The 23,970-nt window shown below is 74.3% G+C and carries 18 protein-coding genes and 1 riboswitch; of the genes, 15 read left to right on the plus strand and 3 right to left on the minus strand.

The window, feature by feature from the left end; translation table 11 throughout:
* Window positions 1-206: 206 nt before the first annotated feature.
* A riboswitch (cobalamin riboswitch) is annotated at window positions 207-353 on the plus strand.
* A 120-nt stretch (window positions 354-473) separates the two neighbouring features.
* From ACZ61E_RS24370 to cobI, 7 genes are all read left to right on the plus strand, one after another.
* Entirely contained in the window at window positions 474-1,460 is a 987-nt protein-coding gene (locus ACZ61E_RS24370; protein WP_469701975.1) for a cobalamin biosynthesis protein, read from the plus strand.
* Window positions 1,457-3,070, plus strand: coding sequence for a cobyric acid synthase (locus tag ACZ61E_RS24375; protein WP_469701976.1), 1,614 nt, complete (start codon window positions 1,457-1,459; stop codon window positions 3,068-3,070). Before ACZ61E_RS24370 ends, ACZ61E_RS24375 begins: the two co-directional genes overlap by 4 nt.
* A complete protein-coding gene (gene cobN / locus ACZ61E_RS24380; protein WP_469701977.1) occupies window positions 3,067-6,789 on the plus strand; it encodes a cobaltochelatase subunit CobN in 3,723 nt (1,240 codons plus the stop codon). The genes ACZ61E_RS24375 and cobN overlap by 4 nt, the downstream gene beginning before the upstream one ends.
* A 76-nt stretch (window positions 6,790-6,865) precedes the next feature.
* Window positions 6,866-8,926 (plus strand): putative cobaltochelatase, encoded by a 2,061-nt coding sequence (locus ACZ61E_RS24385; protein ID WP_469701978.1) that lies wholly within the window; start codon window positions 6,866-6,868, stop codon window positions 8,924-8,926.
* Window positions 8,926-9,525 (plus strand): cob(I)yrinic acid a,c-diamide adenosyltransferase, encoded by a 600-nt coding sequence (gene cobO, locus ACZ61E_RS24390; protein ID WP_469701979.1) that lies wholly within the window; start codon window positions 8,926-8,928, stop codon window positions 9,523-9,525. Before ACZ61E_RS24385 ends, cobO begins: the two co-directional genes overlap by 1 nt.
* 32 nt (window positions 9,526-9,557) lie before the next feature.
* Window positions 9,558-11,021, plus strand: a complete 1,464-nt coding sequence (locus ACZ61E_RS24395) for a cobyrinate a,c-diamide synthase (RefSeq protein WP_469702038.1) — start codon at window positions 9,558-9,560, stop codon at window positions 11,019-11,021.
* The gene (cobI, locus tag ACZ61E_RS24400; RefSeq protein ID WP_469701980.1) at window positions 11,018-11,773 is read left to right on the plus strand and encodes a precorrin-2 C(20)-methyltransferase; all 756 of its coding nucleotides are present in this window, start codon (window positions 11,018-11,020) and stop codon (window positions 11,771-11,773) included. The genes ACZ61E_RS24395 and cobI overlap by 4 nt, the downstream gene beginning before the upstream one ends.
* Window positions 11,774-11,799: 26 nt before the next feature.
* On the opposite strand, the gene ACZ61E_RS24405 is transcribed toward cobI, so the two are convergent.
* The gene (locus tag ACZ61E_RS24405; protein WP_469701981.1) at window positions 11,800-12,564 is read right to left on the minus strand and encodes a ZIP family metal transporter; all 765 of its coding nucleotides are present in this window, start codon (window positions 12,562-12,564) and stop codon (window positions 11,800-11,802) included.
* Window positions 12,565-12,749: 185 nt separating this feature from the next.
* On the opposite strand from ACZ61E_RS24405, the gene cobM reads away from it, so the two are divergent.
* From cobM to cobC, 6 genes are read left to right on the plus strand one after another with little or no spacing between them, the layout of a single operon-like run.
* Window positions 12,750-13,553 carry a precorrin-4 C(11)-methyltransferase gene (gene cobM, locus ACZ61E_RS24410; protein ID WP_469702039.1) on the plus strand — a complete coding sequence of 268 codons (804 nt, stop codon included), beginning with the start codon at window positions 12,750-12,752 and terminating at the stop codon, window positions 13,551-13,553.
* On the plus strand, window positions 13,550-14,833 hold the full coding sequence (gene cbiE, locus ACZ61E_RS24415) for a precorrin-6y C5,15-methyltransferase (decarboxylating) subunit CbiE (protein WP_469701982.1): 1,284 nt from the start codon (window positions 13,550-13,552) through the stop codon (window positions 14,831-14,833). The genes cobM and cbiE overlap by 4 nt, the downstream gene beginning before the upstream one ends.
* Window positions 14,830-16,593, plus strand: coding sequence for a precorrin-3B C(17)-methyltransferase (cobJ, locus tag ACZ61E_RS24420; RefSeq protein WP_469701983.1), 1,764 nt, complete (start codon window positions 14,830-14,832; stop codon window positions 16,591-16,593). Before cbiE ends, cobJ begins: the two co-directional genes overlap by 4 nt.
* Entirely contained in the window at window positions 16,590-17,204 is a 615-nt protein-coding gene (locus tag ACZ61E_RS24425) for a precorrin-8X methylmutase (RefSeq protein ID WP_469701984.1), read from the plus strand. Before cobJ ends, ACZ61E_RS24425 begins: the two co-directional genes overlap by 4 nt.
* Window positions 17,201-18,151 (plus strand): sirohydrochlorin chelatase, encoded by a 951-nt coding sequence (locus tag ACZ61E_RS24430; protein ID WP_469701985.1) that lies wholly within the window; start codon window positions 17,201-17,203, stop codon window positions 18,149-18,151. Before ACZ61E_RS24425 ends, ACZ61E_RS24430 begins: the two co-directional genes overlap by 4 nt.
* Window positions 18,102-19,208: an Rv2231c family pyridoxal phosphate-dependent protein CobC gene (gene cobC / locus ACZ61E_RS24435; RefSeq protein WP_469701986.1), complete on the plus strand. Its 1,107-nt coding sequence runs from the start codon at window positions 18,102-18,104 to the stop codon at window positions 19,206-19,208. Before ACZ61E_RS24430 ends, cobC begins: the two co-directional genes overlap by 50 nt.
* Window positions 19,209-19,481: 273 nt before the next feature.
* On the opposite strand, the gene ACZ61E_RS24440 is transcribed toward cobC, so the two are convergent.
* Together ACZ61E_RS24440 and ACZ61E_RS24445 are read right to left on the minus strand one after the other, a co-directional pair.
* Entirely contained in the window at window positions 19,482-20,387 is a 906-nt protein-coding gene (locus tag ACZ61E_RS24440; RefSeq protein ID WP_469701987.1) for an SCO1860 family LAETG-anchored protein, read from the minus strand.
* Window positions 20,388-20,702: 315 nt separating this feature from the next.
* The gene (locus ACZ61E_RS24445) at window positions 20,703-21,794 is read right to left on the minus strand and encodes an amidohydrolase family protein (protein WP_469701988.1); all 1,092 of its coding nucleotides are present in this window, start codon (window positions 21,792-21,794) and stop codon (window positions 20,703-20,705) included.
* A 145-nt stretch (window positions 21,795-21,939) separates the two neighbouring features.
* Here ACZ61E_RS24445 and ACZ61E_RS24450 point away from each other — a divergent pair, with 145 nt between their 5' ends.
* Both ACZ61E_RS24450 and ectA read left to right on the plus strand, forming a co-directional pair.
* Window positions 21,940-23,052: a pyridoxal-phosphate-dependent aminotransferase family protein gene (locus tag ACZ61E_RS24450; RefSeq protein ID WP_469701989.1), complete on the plus strand. Its 1,113-nt coding sequence runs from the start codon at window positions 21,940-21,942 to the stop codon at window positions 23,050-23,052.
* A gap of 323 nt (window positions 23,053-23,375) precedes the next feature.
* Window positions 23,376-23,969: a diaminobutyrate acetyltransferase gene (gene ectA, locus ACZ61E_RS24455; RefSeq protein ID WP_469701990.1), complete on the plus strand. Its 594-nt coding sequence runs from the start codon at window positions 23,376-23,378 to the stop codon at window positions 23,967-23,969.
* Window position 23,970: the final 1 nt, after the last annotated feature.

Here is a 23,970-nt window from a genome sequence, read left to right on the forward strand (position 1 = left end):
TTTGTTTTTTTTGTTGTTGGTGTTCATTGAAGGCCCCCCCCCACCCCCCGGCCCCCGCAAAAGGAGAAAGAGGGGGGGGGGAGGGGGGGGGGGGGCCCCCCCCCCCCCCCCCCCCCCCCCCTCGGTCGCGTTCCCGTTCTCTCGGGCCGCCCGCGGCGTGTGGGCCTCAGCACACTGCCCCGTCGCAGGTCAAAGCCCGGTTGACGGGGATTCGCACGCGTGGTGGACTGCCGAGGCCAATACGGCGACAGCGAAGAGGAAGCCGGTGCGAATCCGGCGCGGTCCCGCCACTGTGACGGGAGACAGCCATGTCTCCCGGAGCCAGGAACTCTTGTCGCCGCATCACGTCGAACCGGGGCGCGGACCCTGAGTGAGGACATGTCGCCATGCCCGGCTGCGCTACAGCTGTCGCGTCCAGTGCTGTGAGTACCAGACCCCCACGAGCGTCCCGGGGCGTATCGGCGGACTGAGCGATGCGTGCCGAGTATTCGGCGGGGCGCGGAGTACCGGCCCCGGGAAGCGTCTTCGCGTACGGCGCCACCGCCGGTCTGCTGGCAGACCTGCTCGTCGGCGACCCCCGGCGCGGCCATCCGGTCGCCGGCTTCGGGCGGGCCGCCGACGCCGTCGAGCGTCTGCTGTGGCACGACCACCGGGGGTGGGGCGCGCTGCACGCCGTCGTGTGCGCCGGGGGTACGGCCGGGGTGGCCGCCCTCGTCTCGCGCGGGCTGCGGGACCGTACCGCCGCCTCCGTCGTCCTGACCGCCGCCGTCACCTGGACCGTGGTCGGCGGTACGTCGCTGGGGCGCGAGGCGCGCGCCGTCGCCGGAGCGCTGGCGGCAGGTGACGTGGAACTCGCGCGGGAGCGGCTGCCGCGGCTGTGCGGGCGGGACCCGCAGGGCCTGGACGAGCGGCAGATCGCCCGCGCCGTGGTGGAGTCCGTCGCCGAGAACACCTCGGACGCCGTCGTGGGCGCCCTCGTCTGGGGCGCGCTGGGCGGGGTGCCGGGACTGGTCGCGTTCCGCGCCGTCAACACGCTGGACGCGATGGTCGGTCACCGTTCGCCGCGCCATCTGCGCTTCGGCTGGGCATCGGCGCGGCTGGACGACGTGGCCGGCTGGCCCGGGGCCCGGCTGACGGCGGCGCTGGCCGCGGTGGCGGGCGGCGCGCCCGCGCGGGCGCTCGGCGCGGTACGGCGCGACGCGGGCCGCCATCCGAGCCCCAACGCGGGCCTCGTGGAAGCGGCGTTCGCGGGCGCGCTGGGCGTACGGCTCGGCGGCACCCTCGCGTACGGCGGACGGGTCGAGCACCGGCCGGTCCTGGGCGGCGGCGGACGGCGGGTGGAGCCGGCCGACATCGAGCGGGCGGTCCGGCTGTCGCGCCGCGTCGGCGCGCTGGCGCTCGGCGTCTGCGTGGCCGGACGCCTGCTGGCCGGCAACCTCCGTAAGAGGAGGGCCCGATGAGTACGGAGCCGGGAGGCACGGAGCAGAGGGGCGCGGAGCCGACGGGCGGCGGGCGCGGCCGTCGGCGCGGCGGCGGGCTGCTCGTCGCGGGCACCACCTCCGACGCCGGGAAGAGCGTCGTCACGGCGGGCATCTGCCGCTGGCTCGTACGCCGGGGCGTGAAGGTGGCGCCCTTCAAGGGACAGAACATGTCGCTGAATTCGTTCGTGACGCGCGAGGGCGCCGAGATCGGCCGGGCGCAGGCGATGCAGGCCCAGGCGGCGCGGGTCGAGCCGACGGCGCTGATGAATCCCGTCCTGCTCAAACCGGGCGGCGACCGCAGCAGCCAAGTGGTGCTGATGGGACGGCCGGTGGGTGAGCTGAGCGCCCGCGGCTACCACGGCGACGGCACGGGCCCCGGCCGCCAGGAGACGCTGCTCGGCACCGTCACCGACTGTCTGGAGGAGCTGCGGAGCACGTACGACGCGGTGATCTGCGAGGGCGCCGGCAGTCCGGCCGAGATCAATCTGCGGCGTACCGACATCGTCAACATGGGCGTCGCGCGGGCGGCCCGGCTGCCGGTCGTCGTCGTCGGGGACATCGACAGAGGCGGTGTCTTCGCGTCCTTCTTCGGTACGACGGCGCTGCTGAGCCCCGGGGACCAGTCGCTGGTCGCCGGCTATCTCGTCAACAAGTTCCGCGGCGACGTGTCGTTGCTGGAGCCGGGTCTGGAGATGCTGCGCGGACTCACCGGCCGCGCCACGTACGGTGTGCTGCCCTTCCGGCACGGCCTGGGCATCGACGAGGAGGACGGCCTGCGGGTCTCGCTGCGCGGCGCCGTACGCGAGTCGGTGGTGGCGCCTCCGTACGGAGAGGAGGTGCTGCGGGTCGCCGTCTGCGCGGTGCCGCTGATGTCCAACTTCACCGACGTGGACGCGCTGGCGGCCGAACCGGGCGTCGTGGTGCGGTTCGTGGACCGCCCCGAGGAGATCGCGGACGCCGACCTGGTGATCGTCCCCGGCACGCGCGGCACGGTCGGGGCGCTGGCCTGGCTGCGCGAGCGCGGTCTCGCCGACGCGCTGCTGCGGCGCGCCGCCGGGGGCGGCCCGGTCCTCGGTGTCTGCGGCGGCTACCAGCTCCTCGGCGAGCACATCGAGGACGACGTCGAGTCCCGGGCGGGCGCCGTCGCCGGGCTGGGACTGCTGCCCGTACGGGTCGAGTTCGCCCGTGAGAAGACCCTGGCGCGGCCCGTCGGCGAGGCGCTGGGCGAGCGCGTCGAGGGATACGAGATCCACCACGGCGTCGCCTCCGTGGAAGGCGGCGAGCCGTTCCTCGTCGACAGCGGCGGACGCCGTCTCGACGGGTGCCGCTCGGGCCAGGTGTGGGGTACGCACTGGCACGGGTCGCTGGAGAGCGACGGCTTCCGGCGCGCCTTCCTGCGCGCCGTGGCCACGGCGGCGGGGCGCCGTTTCGTACCCGTACCCGACACCTCGTTCGCCTCGCTGCGCGAGGAACAGCTCGATCTCCTCGGCGATCTGATCGAGGAGCACGCGGACACGGACGCGCTGCTGCGGCTGATCGAGTCGGGCGCCCCGTCAGGACTTCCCTTCGTCGCACCTGGAGCGCCATGACCACCGCGCCTGTCAACAGCCCCTCCCCGGCCGCGCCTCCCCCGGGTGTGCTGCTGCTGTCCACCGCCGATACGGATCTGCTGGCGGCCCGTGCCTCGGGCGCCCCGTACGTCATCGGCAACCCGAACCGGATCGACCCCGAAGGGGACCTCCCCGGGCTGATCGCCGGGGCGCGCGTCGCCGTCGTGCGCCTGCTCGGCGGCAAGCGCGCCTGGGAGGGCGGTCTGGCGGCGCTCGCCGCGGCCGGTGTCCCGACCGTACTGCTGGGCGGCGAGTCCGTACCGGACGCGGAGCTGATGGCCGACTCGTCGGTGCCCGCCGGTGTGGTCGCCGAGGCCCTGCGCTATCTGGTCGAGGGCGGGCCGGAGAATCTGGCGGAGCTGGCCCGGTTCCTCTCCGACACCGTGCTGCTCACCGGCGAGGGCTTCGAGGCGCCGCGCACGATGCCCGAGTGGGGTGTGCACGGCGAGCGCGCCCCGGTGGAAGGGCGGCCCACGGTCGCGGTCCTCTTCTACCGCGCGCACCACCTCTCCGGGAACACCTCCTTCGTGGACGTGCTGTGCGACCGGATCGAGGAGCGGGGCGCCAACGCCCTCCCTCTGTACTGCGGTTCACTGCGCGGCGCCGACCCGGCCCTGTACGAGCGGCTCGGGTCGGCGGACGCGCTGGTCGCCACCGTCCTCGCCGCGGGCGGCACGCGCGCCTCGGACGCGTCGGCGGGCGGCGACGACGAGGCGTGGGACATCGGGGCGCTGGCGGAGCTGGACGTGCCCGTCCTCCAGGGGCTGTGCCTGACGTCGTCGCGGGCCGCCTGGGAGGCGTCGGACGCCGCGCTGTCTCCCATGGACGCGGCGATGCAGGTCGCGATCCCGGAGTTCGACGGACGGCTGATCACGGTGCCCTTCTCCTTCAAGGAGGAGGGCCCGGACGGGGTTCCGGTGTACGTCGCCGACCCCGAGCGGGCGGGCCGGGTCGCCGGGATCGCGGTGCGGCACGCGCGGCTGGCGCACAAGCCGAACGCGGACAAGCGGCTGGCGGTGGTCTTCACCGCGTACCCGACGAAGCACTCACGCGTCGGCAACGCGGTCGGTCTCGACACCCCCGCGTCGGCGGTACGGGTGCTGGACGCCCTGCGCGACGCCGGTTACGCGGTGGGGGACGGCGCGGACGGGCACCCCGACAACGGCGACGAGCTGATCCACCGGCTCATCGCCGCCGGCGGCCACGACGTGGAGTGGCTGACGGAGGAGCAGTTGGCGGTGGCGCCCGCGCGGGTGCCACTGGCCGACTACCGCGCCTGGTTCGACCGGCTGGACCCGGGGCTGCGGGCCGGCATGCTGGAGCACTGGGGTGAGCCGCCGGGCTCGCTGTACGTGGACGGCGACGACATCGTGCTGGCGTCGCTCCGGTTCGGGAACGTCGTGGTGATGATCCAGCCGCCGCGCGGCTTCGGCGAGAACCCGATCGCGATCTACCACGACCCGGACATGCCGCCGTCGCACCACTACATGGCGGCGTACCGCTGGCTGGAGACGGCCGCCGCGGAGAACGGCTTCGGCGCGGACGCGATCATCCACATGGGCAAGCACGGCACGATGGAGTGGCTGCCCGGCAAGGGGCTCGGTCTGTCGGCGGGCTGCGGCCCGGACGCGGTGCTCGGCGAACTGCCGCTGATCTACCCGTTCATCGTGAACGACCCCGGCGAGGGCACCCAGGCCAAGCGGCGCGGCCACGCCACCGTCGTGGACCATCTGGTGCCGCCGATGGCGCGCGCCGACACCTACGGGGACCTGGCCAAGCTGGAGCAACTGCTCGACGAGTACGCGCTGGTCAGCGATCTCGACCCGGCGAAGGCTCCGGCGGTCCGCGCGCAGATCTGGACGCTCGTCAAGGCCGCGGAACTGCACCACGACCTGCATGTGGACGAGCAGCCGGACGACGACGACTTCGACTCGTTCGTCATGCACGTCGACGGCTACCTGTGCGAGATCAAGGACGTCCAGATCAGGGACGGCCTGCACGTACTGGGCGGCGGCCCCCGGGACGGGGCCCGCGTCAACCTGGTGCTCGCCGTACTGCGTGCCTCGCAGGTGTGGGGCGGCGAGGCGAACGCGCTGCCGGGGCTGCGGGCGGCGCTCGCCGAGCACTTCGGCCTGGTCGAGAAGGAGTTGCTGGGCGAGCCCGGCGCGCCGCTCAAGGTGCCGGTGGAGCTGACGGACCTGGTCACGGGCCCGGCCAGGTCGGCGGCCGACGCGATCGATCTGCTGGAGCAGCTCTGCCGGCGGCTCGCGGAGGGCATGGAGGAGCGGGGCTGGGAGCTGTCGGCGGCGGCGCCGCTCGTCGGGGAGGTGCTGGGGCACGAACTGCCGTCGGCGGTGGCCGTGCTGGGCTTCGCCTGTACGGAGGTGGTGCCGAGGCTGGCCCGTACGACGGACGAGATCGGCAACGTCCTGCGCGCGCTGGACGGCGGTTTCGTCCCGGCGGGCCCGTCCGGGTCGCCGACGCGCGGTCTGGTGAACGTACTGCCGACGGGCCGCAACTTCTACTCCGTCGACCCCAAGGCCATTCCGTCGCGGCTCTCCTGGGAGGTCGGCCAGTCGCTCGCGGACTCACTGGTGGCCCGGTATCTGGCCGACACGGGCGCCTATCCGGCGTCGGTGGGGCTGACCGTGTGGGGGACGTCCGCGATGCGCACCCAGGGCGACGACATCGCCGAGATCCTCGCGCTGCTGGGCTGCCGGCCGGTGTGGGACGACGCGTCGCGGCGGGTCAGCGGCTTCGAGATCGTGCCCCTGGCGGAGCTGGGACGGCCCCGGATCGATGTGACGGTGCGGATCTCGGGCTTCTTCCGGGACGCCTTCCCGCATGTGGTGGGGCTGATCGACGACGCCGTGCGGGCGGTGGCCGAGCTGGACGAGCCCGCCGGGTCCAACTACGTACGGGCGCACGCGGACCGCGACACGGCCGAGCACGGCGACCGGCGCAGGGCGACGGCGCGGATCTTCGGGTCCAAGCCGGGCGCGTACGGGGCGGGGCTGCTGCCGCTGATCGACGCGCGGAACTGGCGGTCGGACGCGGACCTGGCCGAGGTGTACGCGGTGTGGGGCGGTTACGCGTACGGGCGCGGGCTCGACGGGCGGGCGGCGCGCGGCGACATGGAGAAGGCGTTCCGGCGGATCAAGGTGGCGGCGAAGAACGTCGACACGCGGGAGCACGATCTGGTCGACGCGGACGACTACTTCCAGTACCACGGCGGCATGGTCGCGATGGTGCGGCATCTGACGGGTGAGTCGCCCGAGGCGTACGTGGGTGACAGCGCGACCCCGGACCGGATCAGCACCCGCACGCTGGGCGAGGAGACGCACCGGGTGTTCCGGGCGCGGGTGGTCAACCCGCGCTGGATGGCGGCGATGCGGCGGCACGGGTACAAGGGCGCGTTCGAGATGGCGGCGACCGTGGACTACCTCTTCGGGTACGACGCGACGGCCGGGGTCGTGGACGACTGGATGTACGAGAAGTTGTCGGCGGAGTACGTCTTCGCGCCGGAGAACCAGGAGTTCATGCGGCGCTCCAACCCGTGGGCGCTGCGCGGGATCACCGAACGGCTGCTGGAGGCGGCGGAGCGCGGGCTGTGGGCGGAGCCGGACGAGGAGACGCTGGAGCGGCTGCGGGCGACGTACCTGGAGCTGGAGGGCGATCTGGAGGGCGGCGGCGAATGACCGCGGTCCCGGACAACGGAGCCGGCCCCCGAACACCGGAAGCGCCGAACACGCCGACCCATGCCATGGAGGCACTGTGAGTACGCCCTACCCCTTCACCGCGATCGTCGGGCAGGACGATCTGCGGCTCGCGCTGCTGCTCAACGCCGTCTCCCCCGCCGTCGGCGGGGTGCTGGTGCGCGGCGAGAAGGGAACCGCCAAGTCCACCGCGGTACGGGCGCTGTCCGCGCTGATACCGGAGGTGTCCGTCGTCGCCGGGTGCCGGTTCTCGTGCGATCCGGGGGCTCCGGACCCGGCGTGTCCCGACGGGCCGCACGAGGGCGGCGGCGGGGCGGCGCGGCCCGCGCGGATGGTCGAACTGCCCGTCGGCGCCTCGGAGGACCGGCTGGTCGGCGCGCTCGACATCGAACGGGCGCTGGCGGAGGGCGTGAAGGCGTTCGAGCCGGGGCTGCTCGCCGACGCGCACCGGGGCGTGCTCTACGTGGACGAGGTCAACCTCCTCCACGACCACTTGGTGGACCTTCTGCTGGACGCCGCCGCGATGGGCGCCTCCTACGTGGAACGTGAGGGTGTCTCCGTACGGCACGCCTCCCGCTTCCTGCTCGTCGGGACGATGAATCCCGAGGAGGGCGAGCTGCGGCCGCAGTTGCTCGACCGGTTCGGGCTGACCGTCGAGGTCGCCGCGTCGCGCGAGCCGGATCAGCGGGTCGAGGTGGTGCGGCGGCGGCTCGCGTACGACGAGGACCCCGCCGCGTTCACCGCGCGGTGGGCCGGGGAGGAGGACGGGCTGCGGGCGCGCGTCGTGGCCGCGCGGGCGCTGCTGCCCGAGGTGCGCCTGGGGGACGGAGCGCTGCGGCAGATCGCGGCGACGTGCGCGGCGTTCGAGGTGGACGGCATGCGGGCCGACATCGTGATGGCGCGGACGGCGGCGGCGCTCGCCGCGTGGGCGGGCCGCACGGTGGTGCTGGCCGAGGACGTACGGCAGGCGGCCCTGCTGACACTCCCCCACCGCGGGCGCCGCAACCCCTTCGACGCGCCGGGGCTGGACGAGGAGAAGCTCGACGACACCTTGGCGGAGCACGGCGGCGGGGAGGGCGAGGGCGACCGGGACGGCTCCCCGGAGGACGATCCGGATCCGGACGGGCCCGGCGGCGGCGGGCGTCCGCCGCAGGACGGGCCGCCCGAGGCTCCCCGGGACCCGTCCGGCCCGGCGGAGCCGGGCGCGGGCGGCGAGCCGGGCGACGGGACGGGGCCGCCGCCGGGATCCGGTGGCGGTGAGCGGTCCGCCGTGCGGTCAGCGGAGCCCTTCCGTACGAAGGTCCTCAGCGTGCCCGGCCTCGGTGAGGGCGCGGCGGGGCGCCGTTCACGGGCCCGTACCGACCACGGCCGTACGACGGGCGCCAGGCGGCCCCGGGGGACGCTCACCAAGCTGCACCTGGCCGCGACCGTCCTGGCCGCCGCCCCGCACCAGCGGGCGCGCGGGCGTTCGGGGCGGGGGCTGGTGGTGCGGCGCGACGATCTGCGGCAGGCGGCCCGCGAGGGGCGCGAGGGGAATCTGGTGCTGTTCGTGGTGGACGCCTCCGGGTCGATGGCGGCGCGGCAGCGCATGTCCGCCGTGAAGGGCGCGGTGCTGTCGCTGCTCCTGGACGCCTACCAGCGGCGCGACAAGGTCGGTCTGGTCACCTTCCGCGGGAGCCGGGCCACGGTGGCGCTGCCGCCGACCTCGTCGGTCGACGCGGCGGCCGCACGGCTGGAGTCACTGCCCACGGGCGGGCGCACCCCGCTGTCCGCCGGGCTGCTGAAGGCGCACGACGTACTGCGGGTGGAGCGGATGCGCGATCCCGCGCGGCGCCCGCTGCTCGTCGTGGTGACCGACGGGCGGGCGACGGGCGGGCCGGACCCGGTGGCGCTCGGTGGGCGCGCGGCACGGCTGCACGCCGCCGAGGGCACGGCGTCGGTGGTCGTGGACTGCGAGTCGGGGCCGGTACGGCTCGGGCTGGCGGCAGCCCTGGCGGCCGATCTGGGCGGCGCCGCCGTCACGCTCGACGAGCTGCGCGCGGACAGCGTCGCGGGGTTGGTCAGGGACGTCCAGGGCGCCGCCCGGGACGCACGGGGCTCGAAGCGGAGGGCGGCCTGATGCCGCAGGGACAGCCGGCCTCCGTGCCGGACGACGGGCTCACCACCCGGCAGCGCCGCAACCGCCCCCTGGTCGTGGTCCACACGGGCATCGGCAAGGGCAAGTCGACGGCGGCGTTCGGGCTCGCGCTGCGCGGCTGGACGCAGGGGTGGCCGATCGGGGTGTTCCAGTTCGTCAAGTCGGCGAAGTGGAAGGTCGGCGAGGAGCACGCGCTGAGGGTCCTGGGGGCGAGCGGCGAAGGCGGTTCGGTCGCCTGGCACAAGATGGGCGAGGGCTGGTCCTGGGTGCAGCGCGACCGCCAGCTGTCCAACGAGGAAGCGGCGCGTGAGGGCTGGGAGCAGGTCAAGCGGGACCTGGCGGCGCAGACGTACCGGCTGTACGTGCTGGACGAGTTCGCCTACCCGATGCACTGGGGCTGGGTGGACACCGACGAGGTCGTACGCGTGCTGCGGGAGCGGCCGGGGACACAGCATGTCGTGATCACCGGGCGGAACGCGCCGGAGGCGCTGGTCGAACTCGCCGATCTGGTCACCGACATGACGAAGGTCAAGCATCCGATGGACGCGGGGCAGAAGGGGCAGAGGGGCATCGAGTGGTGAAGACCGTCCCTGTGCCGCCCCGTTCGACGGTGATGGTGCCCCGTCTCGTCATCGCCGCGCCGGCCTCGGGCAGCGGCAAGACCACGGTCGCCACCGGACTGATGGCGCTCCTCGCCGGGCGCGGTCTCGCCGTGTCGCCGCACAAGGTCGGGCCCGACTACATCGACGCGGGCTACCACACGCTCGCCACGGGGCGGCCGGGCCGGAACCTCGACGCGTATCTGTGCGGTACGGAGCTGGTCGGCCCGCTGTTCGCGCACGGCGCGGCGGGCTGCGACCTGGCCGTGGTCGAGGGCGTGATGGGGCTGTACGACGGCGCCGCCGGGCAGGGCGAACTCGCGTCCACCGCCCAGGTGGCGAAGCTGCTGCGGGCGCCGGTGGTGCTCGTGGTGGACGCGTCGTCGCAGTCCCGGTCCGTGGCGGCCCTGGTGCACGGATTCGCTTCGTGGGACCCGGAGGTGCGGATCGGCGGGGTGATCCTCAACAAGGTCGGGTCCGACCGGCACGAGGAGCTGCTGCGCGAGGCGCTGGACGAGTCGGGCGTGCCGGTGCTGGGGGTGCTGCGGCGCGCGGCGGAGATCGAGACGCCGTCGCGGCATCTGGGGCTGGTGCCGGTGGCCGAGCGGCGCGAGGACGCGGTGTCGGTGGTGCGGGGGCTGGCGGAGCGGGTGCGGGCGGGGTGCGACGTGGAGGGGCTGCTCGCGCTGGCGCGGAGCGCGCCTTCTTTGGAGGTGGGGGTGTGGGATCCGGGTGACGCGGTGCGGGCGGCGGGTGCGGGGCCGCTGCGCGGGGACGTTCCCCTGCCCGCCCCTTCCCACAACCGGGGCTCCGCCCCGGACCCCGACCCCGTACCGCCTTCGGCGGTGCCCTCAAACGCCGGGCGGGCTGGGTTTGCGGGGCTGACCGTGGCTGTCGCCGGCGGGGCCGCGTTCACCTTTTCGTACGCCGAGAACGTCGAGCTGCTGCGCGCCGCCGGTGCCGATGTCGTCGTCTTCGATCCGCTGCGGGACGAGCGACTGCCGCCCGGAACCGGGGGGTTGGTCATCGGGGGCGGCTTCCCCGAGGTGTACGCCGCCGAGCTGGGCGCCAACGAACCCCTCCGCAAGGCCGTCGCCGAACTGGCGCGCTCCGGCGCGCCCGTGGCCGCCGAGTGCGCCGGGCTGCTGTATCTGGCGCGGTCGCTCGACGGGGCGCCCATGTGCGGGGTGCTCGACGCCGACGCGCGGATGTCGCAGCGGCTGACGCTCGGGTACCGGGAAGCCGTCGCCGTCGGGGACAGCGTCCTCGCGGCCGCCGGGACCCGGCTGCGGGGTCACGAGTTCCACCGGACGGTGCTGGAGCCGGGGGCAGGTGCGGCACCTGCCTGGGGGCTGGTGCGGCCCGAGCGCCGGGTGGAGGGCTTCGTACAGCGGGGGGTGCACGCCAGCTATCTGCACACGCACTGGGCGGCGGCGCCCGGTACGGCACGGAGATTCGTCGAAAGGTGCACGGCATGAGCGGCAGACTCGTCGGGGTCGGTGTGGGGCCCGGTGACCCGGAGCTGGTGACCGTGAAGGGCGTGCGGTGTCTGCGGGAGGCCGACGTCGTCGTCGTTCCCGTGATGGCGGCGGCCGACGGCACGGACGGCGGGGAGCCCGGCCGGGCCGAGGCGACCGTGCTGCACCACGTCGGCGCCGGGCGCGTCGTACGGATCGTCTTCGCGCTGAACGAGCGCGCGGACCGCGCCCGCCGTGAGGCCGCCTGGGACGCCGCGGGCCGGCGCGTCGCCGACCTGCTGCGCGCGCATCCGCACGGAAGCGTGGCGTTCGCCACGATCGGCGACCCGAACGTGTACTCGACCTTCACCTATCTCGCCCAGACGATCGGTGAGCTGGTGCCGGGGACGGTCGTGGAGACAGTCCCCGGGATCACCGCGATGCAGGACCTCGCGGCGCGCGGCGAGGTCGTGCTGGCCGAGGGGACCGAACCGCTGACGCTGGTGCCGATGACGGCAGGCACCTCCGTACTGAAGGACGCGCTGAACGGCCCCGGCACGGTCGTGGCCTACAAGTTCGGCCGGCTGGCGGGCGAGGTCGCCACGGCGCTGCGGGAGACCGGCCGTACGGAGGGCGCGGTGTGGGGGTCGGCGCTCGGGCTGCCGGAGGAGTCGATCCGGCCGGCGTCGGAGCTGGAGCGGGGACCGTTGCCGTATCTCTCGACGCTCATCGCGCCCGCGCGGCGTGACGGCGGGCGCGGGGGCAAGCTGTGAGCGCGCCCGGCACCGGCCGGGCCGGATCAGCCGGCCAGCGCCACCACCAGCCAGATGAACGCCACGCCGCCCACGGTGCACAGCAGTGTGGACAGCGCCGGGTGCTCGTGGTGCGCCTCGGGGAGGATCTCGGCGGCGGCCAGATACAGCAGCGCGCCGCCGAAGAAGCCGAGGTAACTGCCGAGAAGTTCCTCCGGAAGGGTGAACAGCAGCGTGGACGCGGCGCCGACGACGGGCGCGAGCGCGTCGGCGAAGAGCATCGCGAAGGCCTTGCGGCGGTCGTTCCCGTAGAGGCTGGTGAGCGTGTAGGTGTTGAACCCGTCGGCGAAGTCGTGGGTGATGACGGCGAGCGCGACGGTCGCGCCCACTCCGCCGCCGACCTGGAACGCGGCACCGAGCGCGATGCCGTCCATCAGGCTGTGCAGGACCATGGCGCCCGCCGCCGTCAGTCCCACCTCAGGTGTCCGCTCCATTCTTCCGGCGGGCGCGCCGCGGCCGTGGGGGCCGGCGCCGTCCGGCGCGCCGTGCGCGGCCCGGCGTACGGCCAGCAGCCGTTCCACGACGTGCGCGAAGAGGAATCCGCCGACGAACAGCAGGAGCGCGCGGTGCACGCCGAGGAAGTCCTCGCCGGCCACCTCCATGGCTTCGGGCAGCAGTTCGAGGCCGACGACGCCGAGCATCAGCCCGCCGGCCAGACCGAGCACCAGATGACGGCGGTCGGTGACGCGCTGCGCCGTCCAGCCGCCGAAGAGCGTCATGAGGAACGCGCCGAGCGCGACGAACACCGCCATGCGCCCTTGCTAACCGATGGGACCCCCGGTCCGCACGTTCATGTTCACCCCTTCCGCTCCCCCGCCCCGTTGACCCGCGAGGACAGCCGCTCATGACCCAGAGCCACACAGACACCGACAGCGTCGCCGCCGCCGGAGCCACGACCGGCACCGGCGGCACCGGCGCGGGCGGTACCACCGGCAGGGTGACCTTCGTCGGGGCGGGCCCCGGCGCGGCCGACCTGCTGACCTTCCGTGCCGCGCGTGCCATCGCCGGCGCCGACGTCGTCATCTGGGCGGCGTCCCTGGTGCGGGCCGAGGTGCTCGACCACGCGCGCGAGGGCGCCGAGATCCTCGACTCGGCCGCGCTCTCCCTGGAGGACGTCGTCGCCGTGTACGAGCGGGCGGTGCGCGAGGGGCTGAAGGTCGCCCGTATCCACTCGGGTGACCCGTCCCTCTGGGGCGGTACGCAGGAGCAGGCCGACCGCTGTGCCGCACTCGGTCTGGAGGTGGAGATCGTGCCGGGGGTCTCGTCGTTCTCGGCGGTCGCCGCCGTCGCGGGGCGGGAGTTGACCATTCCGGAGGTCGCGCAGTCGGTGATCCTCACCCGGCTGGGCGGCGGGAAGACGCCGATGCCGCCCGGTGAGGAGGTGCGGGAGTTCGCACGGCACGGCACGACGATGGCGGTGTTCCTCTCGGCCGCGCGGTCGGGGCAGCTCGCCCAGGAGCTCCTGGAGGGCGGTTATCCGACGTCGACCCCGGTCGTCGTCGCCCACCAGGTGACCTGGCCGGAGGAGCTGGTCGTGCGCTGCACCCTCGGCACGCTGGAGGAGACCGTCAAGGAGCACAGGCTCTGGAAGCACACGCTGTTCCTGGTGGGGCCCGCGCTGTCCGCCTCGGGGACCCGTTCGCACCTCTACCACCCGGGGCACTTCCACGGCTTCCGGCGGGCCGAGCCCGCCGCCCGCAAGGCTCTGCGCGAGGAGCGGGCCCGGGACGCCGCGCGGTGATCACGGTCATCGGTACGGGGACGGGGACACCGCTCTGCCCGGAGTCCCTGCGCGCGCTGTCGGAGGCGACGCTGGTCGTCGGCGCGCGACGGCATCTCAAGGAGGCCGCGGCGGCGGGACTGCCCGAGCGGATCTCCCGGGTGGTGCTCGGACCACTGGCGCCGGCGCTGGACGTGATCGCGCGGCACCGCGCCGACGAGGGCGCGGGCCGCGTCGTGGTGCTGGCCTCCGGCGATCCGGGGCTGTTCGGGATCGTCAGGGCGCTGGCCGGCCGTTTCGGGCCGGGGGCCCTGGACGTACGGCCCGCCGCCCCTTCGGTCGCCGTGGCGTTCGCCCGCGTCGGCCTGCCGTGGGACGACGCGGTCGTCGTCAGCGCGCACGGGCGCGACCTCCGTACGGCGGTCAATGTCTGCCGCGCGCATCCCAAGGTGGCCGTGCTGACCGGTCCGGGGGCGGGACCGGCGGAACTGGGCGCCGCGCTCGCGGACACCGGGCTCCGGCGCAAGCTCGTCGTCGCCTCGGCGCTCGGCGACCGGGACGGCGAGCGGATCGAACACGTGTCACCGGCCGACGCGGCGGCCCGCGTCTGGCCGGAGCCGCTCAGTGTGGTGCTCTGCCTGGACGACGCGCGGACGGCGGCGCACGCCCCGGAGCCGCGCACGGTGGCGGGCCGCGGGCCGGGGCCGGCGCGCTGGGCCCTGGGCGAGGAGGAGTTCGCGCACCGGGACTCGATGATCACCAAGTTCGAGGTGCGCGCGCTGGCGCTGGCCAGGCTCGGGCCGAGGACGGGCGATCTGGTGTGGGACGTCGGCGCGGGCTCGGGGTCGGTGGCCGTGGAGTGCGCGCGGTTCGGCGCGGCTGTGGTGGCGGTGGAGAAGTCGTCCGACGGCGCCGGGCGGGTGCGGGCGAACGCCCTGGCGCACGGGGTGGACGTCCAGACCGTGCACGGGTCCGCACCCGCCGCGCTGGACGAACTGCCCGATCCGGACGCGGTGTTCGTCGGCGGCGGGGGCCGTGCACTGCCCGCGATCGTCACGGCGTGCGCGGGCCGGGCCCGCCGGACGGTCGTGGTGGCGGTCGCCGCGCTGGACCGGGTGGGTGCGGTGCGGGACGCGCTGTCGTCGGCCGGGTTCGCGACCGGTGGCGTCCTGCTGCACTCCTCGCGGCTCGCGCCGCTGCCCGGCGAGGTGACCCGGCTCGCGGGCACCAACCCCGTCTTCCTGCTGTGGGGCGACCGCCCCCCGGCGGATCTCCGTCCCCAGCGAGGAGCGACCAGATGATCGGCCTGATCTCCGCCACGGCGGCGGGCACCGCGGCCCGCGACCGCCTGGCCACGGCGTGGCCCGGCCGCACCCGCGTCTACCGGGGTCCGGTACGCGAGGCGGTGGAACGCGCGTTCGCCGAGTGCGAACAGTTGGTGTGTTTCCTGGCCACGGGGGCGACGGTACGGCTGCTGGCCCCGCTCCTGACCGACAAGGCGTCGGACCCGGGCGTCGTGTGCGTGGACGAGGCCGGCCGCTACGCGGTGTCGCTCGTCGGCGGCCACGGCGGCGGGGCCAACTCCCTGGCCACGGAGGTCGCCTCGGTCCTCGCCGCGACCCCGGTGATCACGACGGCGACGGACGCCACGGGCATCCCCGGCCTCGACACGCTGGGCCTCCCCACGGAGGGCGCGGTGGCAACGGTGACCCGCGCGATCCTGGACGGCGCCCCGGTCACCCTGCACAGGGACGCGGTGTGGCCCCTGCCCCCGCTTCCCCCGAACGTACGGCGGGCGGCCCCGCCGGACGCGTGCGGGGCGGCGGAGGACGGGGTGGCGGCGAACGGGACCGGCGGTCGGGGGCCGCGGCTGCTCGTCAGCGACCGGGCCGTGGATCTCGGCGTGGCGGACGCCGTGGTCCGGCCGCCGTCGCTGGTCGTCGGGGTCGGCGCCAGCCGGGGTGTCGGGGTCGACGAGGTGGACGGGCTCGTCCGGGACACGCTGCGGGACGCCGGTCTCTCCGTGCTCAGCGTCGTGGAGCTGGCGACCGTCGACGCCAAGGCGGACGAGCCCGGCATCGTCGGGGCGGCCGAGAGGCTCGGGGTGCCCGTGCGGACGTATCCGGCGGACGTACTGGCCGCGATCGCCGTGCCCAACCCGTCCGGCGCGCCGCTCGCCGCCGTCGGCACCCCGTCGGTCGCCGAGGCCGCCGCGCTCGCCGCCGGGCGCGGCGGTGAACTCCTCGTACCGAAGCGGAAGTCGCACCCCGTGGGACGGGCCGCGATGGCCACGTGCGCCGTCGTACGCCGCCCGCCGCGCGGGCGGCTCGCCGTCGTCGGGCTCGGCCCCGGCGCGCGCGACCTGCTGACACCCCGCGCGACCGCCGAACTGCGGCGCGCCTCGGTGCTCGTCGGGCTCGACCAGTACGTCGACCAGATCAGGGACCTGCTGCGGCCGGGCACCCGTGTCGTCGAGTCGGGGCTCGGGCGCGAGGAGGAGCGGGCCCGTACGGCGGTGGCCGAGGCGCGGGCGGGCCACGCGGTGGCCCTCGTCGGCAGCGGCGACGCGGGCGTGTACGCCATGGCGTCGCCGGCGCTCGCCGAGGCCACCGACGACATCGAGGTGGTCGGTGTGCCGGGCGTGACCGCCGCGCTGGCCGCCGCCGCGATACTCGGCGCGCCCCTCGGGCACGACCACGTCTCGATCAGCCTCAGCGACCTGCACACTCCGTGGGAGGTCATCGAGCGCCGTGTCCGCGCCGCCGCCGAGGCCGACATCGTGGTGACCTTCTACAACCCGCGCAGCCGGGGCCGGGACTGGCAACTGCCCAAGGCGCTCGCCCTGCTGGCGGAGCACCGTACGGGGACGACACCCGTCGGCGTCGTACGCAACGCGTCCCGCCCCGACGGCACCAGCCACCTCACCACGCTCGCCGGGCTCGACCCGGCGACGGTGGACATGATGACGGTGGTGACGGTGGGCAACACGGCCACGCGTGAGATCGCGGGCCGCATGGTGACACCACGGGGCTACCGGTGGCAGACGGAAGGAGCCCGGTGAACCAGCGGGAGCGTGTCGTCCATCCCATCGAGGAGGAGTCGTACCGCAGGCTGCGCGCCCGCGTCGACACCTCGCACCTCGCGCCGCTGACCCGCGCGGTCGTGGAGCGTGTCGTCCACTCGGCGGCCGATCCGGCCTATGTGACCGATCTCGTCTGCGACGAACCCGCACTGGCCGCCGCGCACGGCGCGCTGCACACGGGCGCGCCGGTCGTCGCCGATGTGGAGATGGTCGCCGCCGGGATCACCCGTCGCACCGCGGTCTGCCGTCTCAAGGAGGCCGTGTCGGGCCCGGGGCTGACCCGTTCCGCGCACGCGGTGCGCCTGGCGTACGAACAGGTGGGAACGGGCGCGGTCTGGGTGATCGGCTGCGCCCCCACCGCACTTGAGGAGCTGCTGCTCCTGGACGCCGCGCCCGCGCTCGTGATCGGGCTGCCGGTCGGCTTCGTCGGCGCCGTCGAGTCGAAGGCGGCGCTGCGCGGGAGCGGGCTGCCCTCGGTGTCCAACATCTCGGAGAAGGGCGGCTCGGCCGTGGCCGCCGCCGCGCTCAACGCCCTGCTCTACCACCCGTACGACCCGCCCCATCACCAGCTCGCCAAGGAGGACGCGTGACCACCCCCGGACCCGCACTGCTCATCGCCGGCCACGGCACCAGGGACACGGGGGGCGCCGAGGCCTTCCGGGAGTTCGTAAGGGAGTTGGGCAGGCGCCACCCCGAACTACCCGTGGCGGGCGGCTTCATCGAGCTGTCCGCGCCGCCCATCGGCGACGCCGTGTCCGAACTCGTCGAACGGGGCGTGACCCGGTTCGCCGCGGTCCCGCTGATGCTGGTGTCCGCCGGTCACGCCAAGGGCGACATCCCGGCCGCGCTGAAGCGCGAGAAGGAGCGCCACCCGGGCATCTCGTACAGCTACGGCCGGCCGCTCGGCCCGCACCCCGCGCTGCTCACCGTCCTCGAACGCCGGCTGGACGAGGCGCTGGCACGGCTGGCGGGTCACGACGGCGACAGGTCGCAAGTGACCGTCCTGCTCGTGGGGCGCGGCTCGACCGACCCCGACGCCAACGCGGAGGTGCTGAAGGCGGCGCGGCTTCTCTGGGAGGGTCGCGGTTACGCGGGCGTGGAGACGGCGTTCGTGTCGCTGGCCGCGCCGGACGTGCCGAGCGGGCTCGACCGCTGCGTACGGCTCGGTGCGCGGCGGATCGTTGTCCTGCCGTACTTCCTGTTCACCGGGATCCTGCCGGAGCGCGTGGTGCGCCAGACGCGGGAGTGGGCGGCGGCGCATCCGGAGACCGAGGTGGTGTCGGCCGATGTGGTGGGGCCGACCGAGGAGTTGCTCGATCTGGTCATGGAGCGCTACCGCGAGGCGGTACGGGGCGATCTGCGGATGAACTGCGACTCGTGCGTCTACCGCGTCGCGCTGCCGGGCTTCGCGGACAAGGTGGGGGCTCCGCAGCAGCCGCACTTCCATCCGGACGACGACGGCCACGACCACGGACACGGACACGATCATGGCCATCACCACGGCCACGGCCACGGCAGTCATGCGCACGCGCACTGAGACACCGGCCGGCCCGCACGACCTGCGTCACCACGGCGACGCCGAAGTGCGGGACGACGGCGCGGAGTTGACGGATCTCGCGGTCAACGTCCGTCCCGGCACTCCCCCGGACTGGCTCCGCGAGCGGATCGCCGCCTCGCTCACCGGTCTCGCGGCCTATCCCGACGGGCGGGCCGCGCGGGCCGCCGTCGCCGCGCGGCACGGGCTGCCGGTGGAACGCGTGCTGTTGACGGCGGGCGCCGCGGAGGCGTTCGTGCTGCTCGCCCGCGCGCTCGGGGCGCGCCGGCCCGTCGTGGTGCATCCGCAGTTCACGGAGCCGGAGGCGGCGCTGCGCGGCGCCGGGCACACGGTGCGGCGGGTCCTGCTGGAGGCCGGCGCCGGCTTCCGGCTGGACCCGGCCGCCGTGCCCGGGGACGCGGACCTGGTGGTCGTCGGCAATCCGACGAATCCGACGTCCGTGCTGCACCCGGCCGACGACCTCCTGCGACTGGCGCGTCCGGGGCGGACGCTGGTCGTGGACGAGGCGTTCATGGACGCCGTGCCCGGCGAGCCGGAGACGCTGGCGGGGCGCCGGGACGTGCCGGGGCTCGTGGTGCTGCGCAGCCTGACCAAGACCTGGGGGCTCGCCGGTCTGCGGATCGGCTACGTGCTGGCGGATCCGGCGACGGTCGCGGCGCTCGCCGCGGCCCAGCCGCTCTGGCCGGTCTCGACGCCCGCGCTCACCGCCGCCGAGGCGTGCGTGACGCCCGCCGCGCTCGCGGAGGCCGAGTCGGCGGCGCGCCGTACGGCGGCGGAGCGGGCGCATCTGCTGGCCGGACTGGCCGCGTTCGACGGTGTACGCGCCGTGGAACCGGCGGCCGGCCCCTTCGTCCTCGTGGCGACGGAGTCGGCCGCGGCCGTACGGGAGCGCCTGCGCGCGGAGGGCTTCGCGGTCCGCCGCGGCGACACGTTCCCGGGCCTCGGGCCACGCTGGCTGCGGATCGCCGTACGGAACCGGGCAACGACGGACCGATTCCTGCGCGCGCTGCACCGTTCCCTGCCGGATGCCCGCGCTTGAAGTCGCGGCCGGACGCTCCGAGGGGGGCGATACGACGCGCCCCGGCCCGCCCGCCGGATCGGCACCGAACTGTCACGGGCACCGCACCCCGCGTGATCACCCCCCGCCCAGCAGCCGACGCGACGCACCCGTCCCCGACCGAGGCGGCGACCGGCGGCCCAAGCACGGGCGACGCACCCCGGCCCGGCCGCCGGATCGGCACCCAACCGCCCGGCCCTCCCCGGTACGGCACCCCGTGCGGTCAACTCCCGCCCGGAGGGCGGGCGCGGCGGCTCAGTGCCTGGCGCGTGCCCGCACCAGCGCCAGCGAGCCCCCGCCCACGGCGAGCAGCAGCACGGCCCCACCCGCCAGGTACGGCGTCGTGGAACTGCCGCCCGTCTCGGCCAGGTTCTCGGGCGCCGGTTCGCCCGTGGTCTGCGGTGCGACGCCCTCCTTCTCCGGTGCGGCGGGCGCCTCGCAGGTCGCCTCGGCGAGTGTGACGGTGCCCTGGACGTCGGCGACGTTCAGTTCGAGCGGGTTCACCGAGACCCGCAGTTCGAGCGCGGTCGCCGCGGCCGTACGGGACGTGGTCCGCGTCCGCGACAGGTCGAGCGTCACCTCGCCGACGCCCGGCACCTCGACCCGGGTCGGCCCGCCCGCGGAGAGCGTGACCTTCTTCCCGAGGACGGTGACGGCGCCGAGCAGGTTGGACTCGGCGACGGGCTTCGCTCCCGCCTCGCAGACCGCCTTGGAGGTGACTTCCTCCACCTCGATGAGCGACAGCAGCGGCAGCCCCGGCACATGCACCTTGGCGTGGGCGATGTCGGCGTACCCCTCGGCCCTCCGTTCGCCTGCGGTGGCCCGCGCGGTGGCGACGTCGGCGCGCAGCACGGTGAACGGCCTGCCCCCGTCGACACCGTCGAGTTCGACGGTGAGCGCGGTCCTGTCCGCGTCGGCCGGGGCCGCCACCTCGTTGAGCGCCGCGCGCAGCGGCACCTGGACCGACTTGTCGAGCAGGGAGACGTCGAGGCCGGTCCGCAGAACGACCGCGCCCGCCTTGCCCTTTCCGCCGCCGTCCGCTCCGGTTCCTCCGGTGGCCTGCGCCGGGGCGGCGAGCACGACGGGCCCGGCCACCAGGGCCGCGACGGCGGTCAGGGCTGCGGAACGGCGCGCGGGCATGCGGAAGACATCGCTGTTCAAGATGGTGGAACCCCCACAGAGATTTGACGTCGCCGACCGGCCGGCACGGGGACACGTGTGCGGCGGGTGGCGACCGAGACACCGGAATCCTTACGCACCGAGAGTGAACTGGTGGACACCTGGGGTGAGTTCACTCCAAAGTGGGATTTCCGCGCCACCGTTCGAATCGACGGGTACGGGCGTTCCTCCGCGCAACCCGCACGGGGGGTGCGGGGTGGCGCGGGAGCCTGTTCCGGCAGGCGTACACGGGGCGCGCGGCGGGCACGACGCCGTCAACGCGCCTCCTCAGCCCCCTCCGCCCCCGGCACGCCAACCTCAGCCCACGACCCGCCCGTTCAGCACGATCCGCCGCGGCTCCGCCAGCACCCGCACATCCGCCCTCGGGTCCTCGTCGAAGACCACCAGATCGGCCGGAGCGCCCTCCTCCAGGCACGGGCGGCCCAGCCAGGCCCGCGCACTCCACGCGGTCGCCGACAGCGCCTCCAGCGGCGGAATACCGGCTTTCACCAACTCGGCGACCTCGTCGGCCACCAGACCGTGCGCCAGGGAGCCGCCCGCGTCGGTGCCGACGAAGACCGGGATCCCCGCGTCGTACGCGTCGCGGACCGTGTCGTAACGCCGCGCGTGCAGCCGTCGCATATGGGCCGACCAGCGCGGGTACTTCGTCTCGCCGCCGGCCGCCAGGTCCGGGAAGGTCGCGATGTTGACGAGCGTGGGGACGATCGCGACACCGCGCTCCGCGAAGAGCGGGATCAGCTCGTCGGTCAGGCCCGTCGCGTGCTCGACGCAGTCGATCCCGGCCTCGACCAGATCGCGCAGCGCGACATCGGCGAAGCAGTGCGCCGTCACCCGTGCGCCGAGCCGGTGCGCCTCCGCGATCGCCGCCGTCACCTCGGCGCGCGGCCAGCACGCGGTCAGATCGCCCGCCTCGCGGTCGATCCAGTCGCCGACGAGTTTGACCCAGCCGTCGCCGCGCCGGGCCTCTCGCGCGACGTGGGCGACGAGGTCGCCCGGCTCGATCTCATGGGCGAAGTCGCGGATGTAGCGGCGGGTGCGCGCGATGTGCCGGCCCGCCCTGATGATCTTCGGCAGATCGTCACGGCCGTCGATCCAGCGGGTGTCCGACGGCGAGCCCGCGTCCCTCAGGAGCAGCGTGCCGGCGTCCCGGTCCGTGAGGGCCTGCTTCTCGCTGGTCGCCTCGTCCACCGGGCCGTGGGTGTCCAGACCGACGTGGCAGTGGGCGTCGACCAGACCCGGCACCGCCCAGCCGTGGACCGTACGGACGTCACGCGCGCCCGAGGGGCGTTCGTAGCTCGTCCGCCCGTCCACGACCCACAGCTCGTCCCTGACGTCGTCAGGGCCTACGAGCACCCGCCCCTTCACATGCAGCACCGCGCGATCACTCATGGCCCGAACTGTACGAGGCGCTGAGTACCCTCGACGAGGGAGTGTCCGAACACCGTTCGAGCGGCGCGTGGAACGCTTCCCGTCGGCCGGCGAGCACATGCCTCGCCGCCGGACACATCCGCCCGACCCGAAGAGAGCAAGCTCCGTGACCCACCCGCTGCTGGACCTCGCCCCCCTCACCCCCGCCCACTTCGCGGCCGTCGAGCGACGGGTCGCCGCACTGCTCGACACCGAACAGGACGTGGTGATCACCCAGGGTGAGGCGCTGCTTCCCCTGGAGGGCTGCGTCCGTGGCGGCGCCCGCGCCGGCTCGACCGCGCTGAACGTCGTCACCGGTCCGTACGGGCAGACCTTCGGCGACTGGCTCCGTGACTGCGGCGCCACCGTCGTCGACCTGGTGGTGCCCTTCCACGCCGCGGCCGGCGCCGAGCAGGTCGAGCGGGCGCTCGCGGAGCACCCGGAGATCGACTTCGTGTCGCTGGTCCACGCGGAGGCGGCCACCGGCAACACCAACCCCGTGGCCGAGATCGGCGAGGCCGTCCGGGCCCACGGGGCCCTGTTCATGCTGGACGCCGTCGCGTCGGTGGCGGCCGAGCCGCTCCTCCCGGACGCCTGGGGCGTCGATCTGTGCGTGATCGGCGCGCAGAAGGCCATGGGAGGCCCGGCCGGGGTCTCCGCCGTGTCGGTGAGCGCCCGCGCGTGGGAGCGGCTGGCGGCGAATCCGGGGGCGCCGCGCCGCTCGTACCTCTCGCTCCTGGACTGGAAGGAGCGCTGGATCGACACCGGCCGCAAGGCCCTGCCCCACGCGCCCGCCCAGTTGGAGATGCTGGCCCTGGACGCGTGTCTGGAGCGCATCGAGAGCGAGGGGCTCGTCACCCGGATGGCGGCGCACGCGTCGGCGGCCGCGGCCACCCGCGCGGGCGCCGTCGCACTCGGCGGCGGGCTTGAGCCGTTCGTGTACTCCGTGCGGGACGCGGCGCCGGTGGCCACCACGCTGCGCACTCCGGCCGGGGTGGACGCCGCGGGGCTGGTGGCGGACGCCCTCGCGGCCGATTCCTCGCTGCCGCTGATCGCGGGTGGCGGGGCGCTGTCGAAGGAGATGATCCGGGTCAATCACTACGGCTCCCACGCCACCCGTGGCGCGGTGCGGGCCTCGCTCGCGGCCCTCGGGGCCGCGCTCGCCCGGACCGGCGCCGCGGTGGATCTCGCGGCGGCCGAGAAGGCAGTGTCCGACAGCTGGCCCGCCGACGCATCCTGAAATCAACGGCAGGATTAATTCGAGAATACGGGAATGCATTCAACCCGCGTAGCTTCCCGTATTCGTCTGCCCGCTTTTTTTGATCCTAAACGCTCAGGTTTCAACAATGCCCGCCAGGTAATTCCGGGGCGCGTCGAGAGCGTTACGCATATGTGACCGAGTACACAAGCATGCCCGTCTCGCCCGAAATCTACGGGACAAACATGGGCAGATCACCCCTTCGGGGCAGTGGCGCACACGCCCGCGTGATAACACAGATCAGGCCCCTGCCCAACCCCTGCTGCCGATGCGATTTCTGAATTCGCTCGGTAAATTAAAGAAACATGACTGCCGCCCACGCAGACCTTGCAGGTGCCCGAAGCGAATTCACACGGTCCTTCCGGATCGACGCCCCACGAGTGGAGGACGGAGCCGCGATCTGGCGCATCGCCCGGGACTCCGAGGTACTGGACCTGAACTCCTCGTACAGCTATCTGCTGTGGTGCCGTGACTTCGCCGCGACGTCCGTCGTGGCCCGCGACACCCGCGCTGTCTCCTCCTCCGGCACCGACGCGGGGCCCGGCCCGGATGCCGGCCCGGAGGGGGCTCCCATCGCCTTCGTCACGGGCTACATCAGGCCCGAGCGCCCCGAGGCCCTGGTCGTCTGGCAGGTGGCCGTCGACCGCGACCACCGCGGCAAGGGCCTCGCCGGAACCCTGCTGGACGCACTCACCCGGCGGGTCACCGAGGAGCAGGGGGTCACCTCTGTCGAGACCACCGTCACACCCGACAACATCGCGTCGGACCGTATGTTCCACGCCTACTCCGAGCGTCATGGCGCGACCCTGGAGCGCGAAGTGCTCTTCGACGGGGGACTCTTCCCCGACGAGGGCCACCAGCCCGAGGTGCTGTACCGGATCGGCCCGCTCACGACCTGAG

The sequence above is a fragment of the Streptomyces sp. NPDC104581 genome (assembly GCF_055583685.1).

Coding starts and splice junctions, on each gene's coding strand:
- cobN (WP_469701977.1), top strand. CDS start 3,067: ATGACCACCGCGCCTGTCAACAGCCCCTCCCCGGCCGCGCCTCCCCCG.
- cobI (WP_469701980.1), top strand. CDS start 11,018: ATGAGCGGCAGACTCGTCGGGGTCGGTGTGGGGCCCGGTGACCCGGAG.
- ACZ61E_RS24370 (WP_469701975.1), top strand. CDS start 474: ATGCGTGCCGAGTATTCGGCGGGGCGCGGAGTACCGGCCCCGGGAAGC.
- ACZ61E_RS24405 (WP_469701981.1), bottom strand. CDS start 12,564: ATGGCGGTGTTCGTCGCGCTCGGCGCGTTCCTCATGACGCTCTTCGGC.
- ACZ61E_RS24445 (WP_469701988.1), bottom strand. CDS start 21,794: ATGAGTGATCGCGCGGTGCTGCATGTGAAGGGGCGGGTGCTCGTAGGC.
- cobJ (WP_469701983.1), top strand. CDS start 14,830: ATGATCGGCCTGATCTCCGCCACGGCGGCGGGCACCGCGGCCCGCGAC.
- cobC (WP_469701986.1), top strand. CDS start 18,102: ATGGCCATCACCACGGCCACGGCCACGGCAGTCATGCGCACGCGCACT.
- ACZ61E_RS24375 (WP_469701976.1), top strand. CDS start 1,457: ATGAGTACGGAGCCGGGAGGCACGGAGCAGAGGGGCGCGGAGCCGACG.
- ectA (WP_469701990.1), top strand. CDS start 23,376: ATGACTGCCGCCCACGCAGACCTTGCAGGTGCCCGAAGCGAATTCACA.
- cobO (WP_469701979.1), top strand. CDS start 8,926: ATGCCGCAGGGACAGCCGGCCTCCGTGCCGGACGACGGGCTCACCACC.
- ACZ61E_RS24395 (WP_469702038.1), top strand. CDS start 9,558: ATGGTGCCCCGTCTCGTCATCGCCGCGCCGGCCTCGGGCAGCGGCAAG.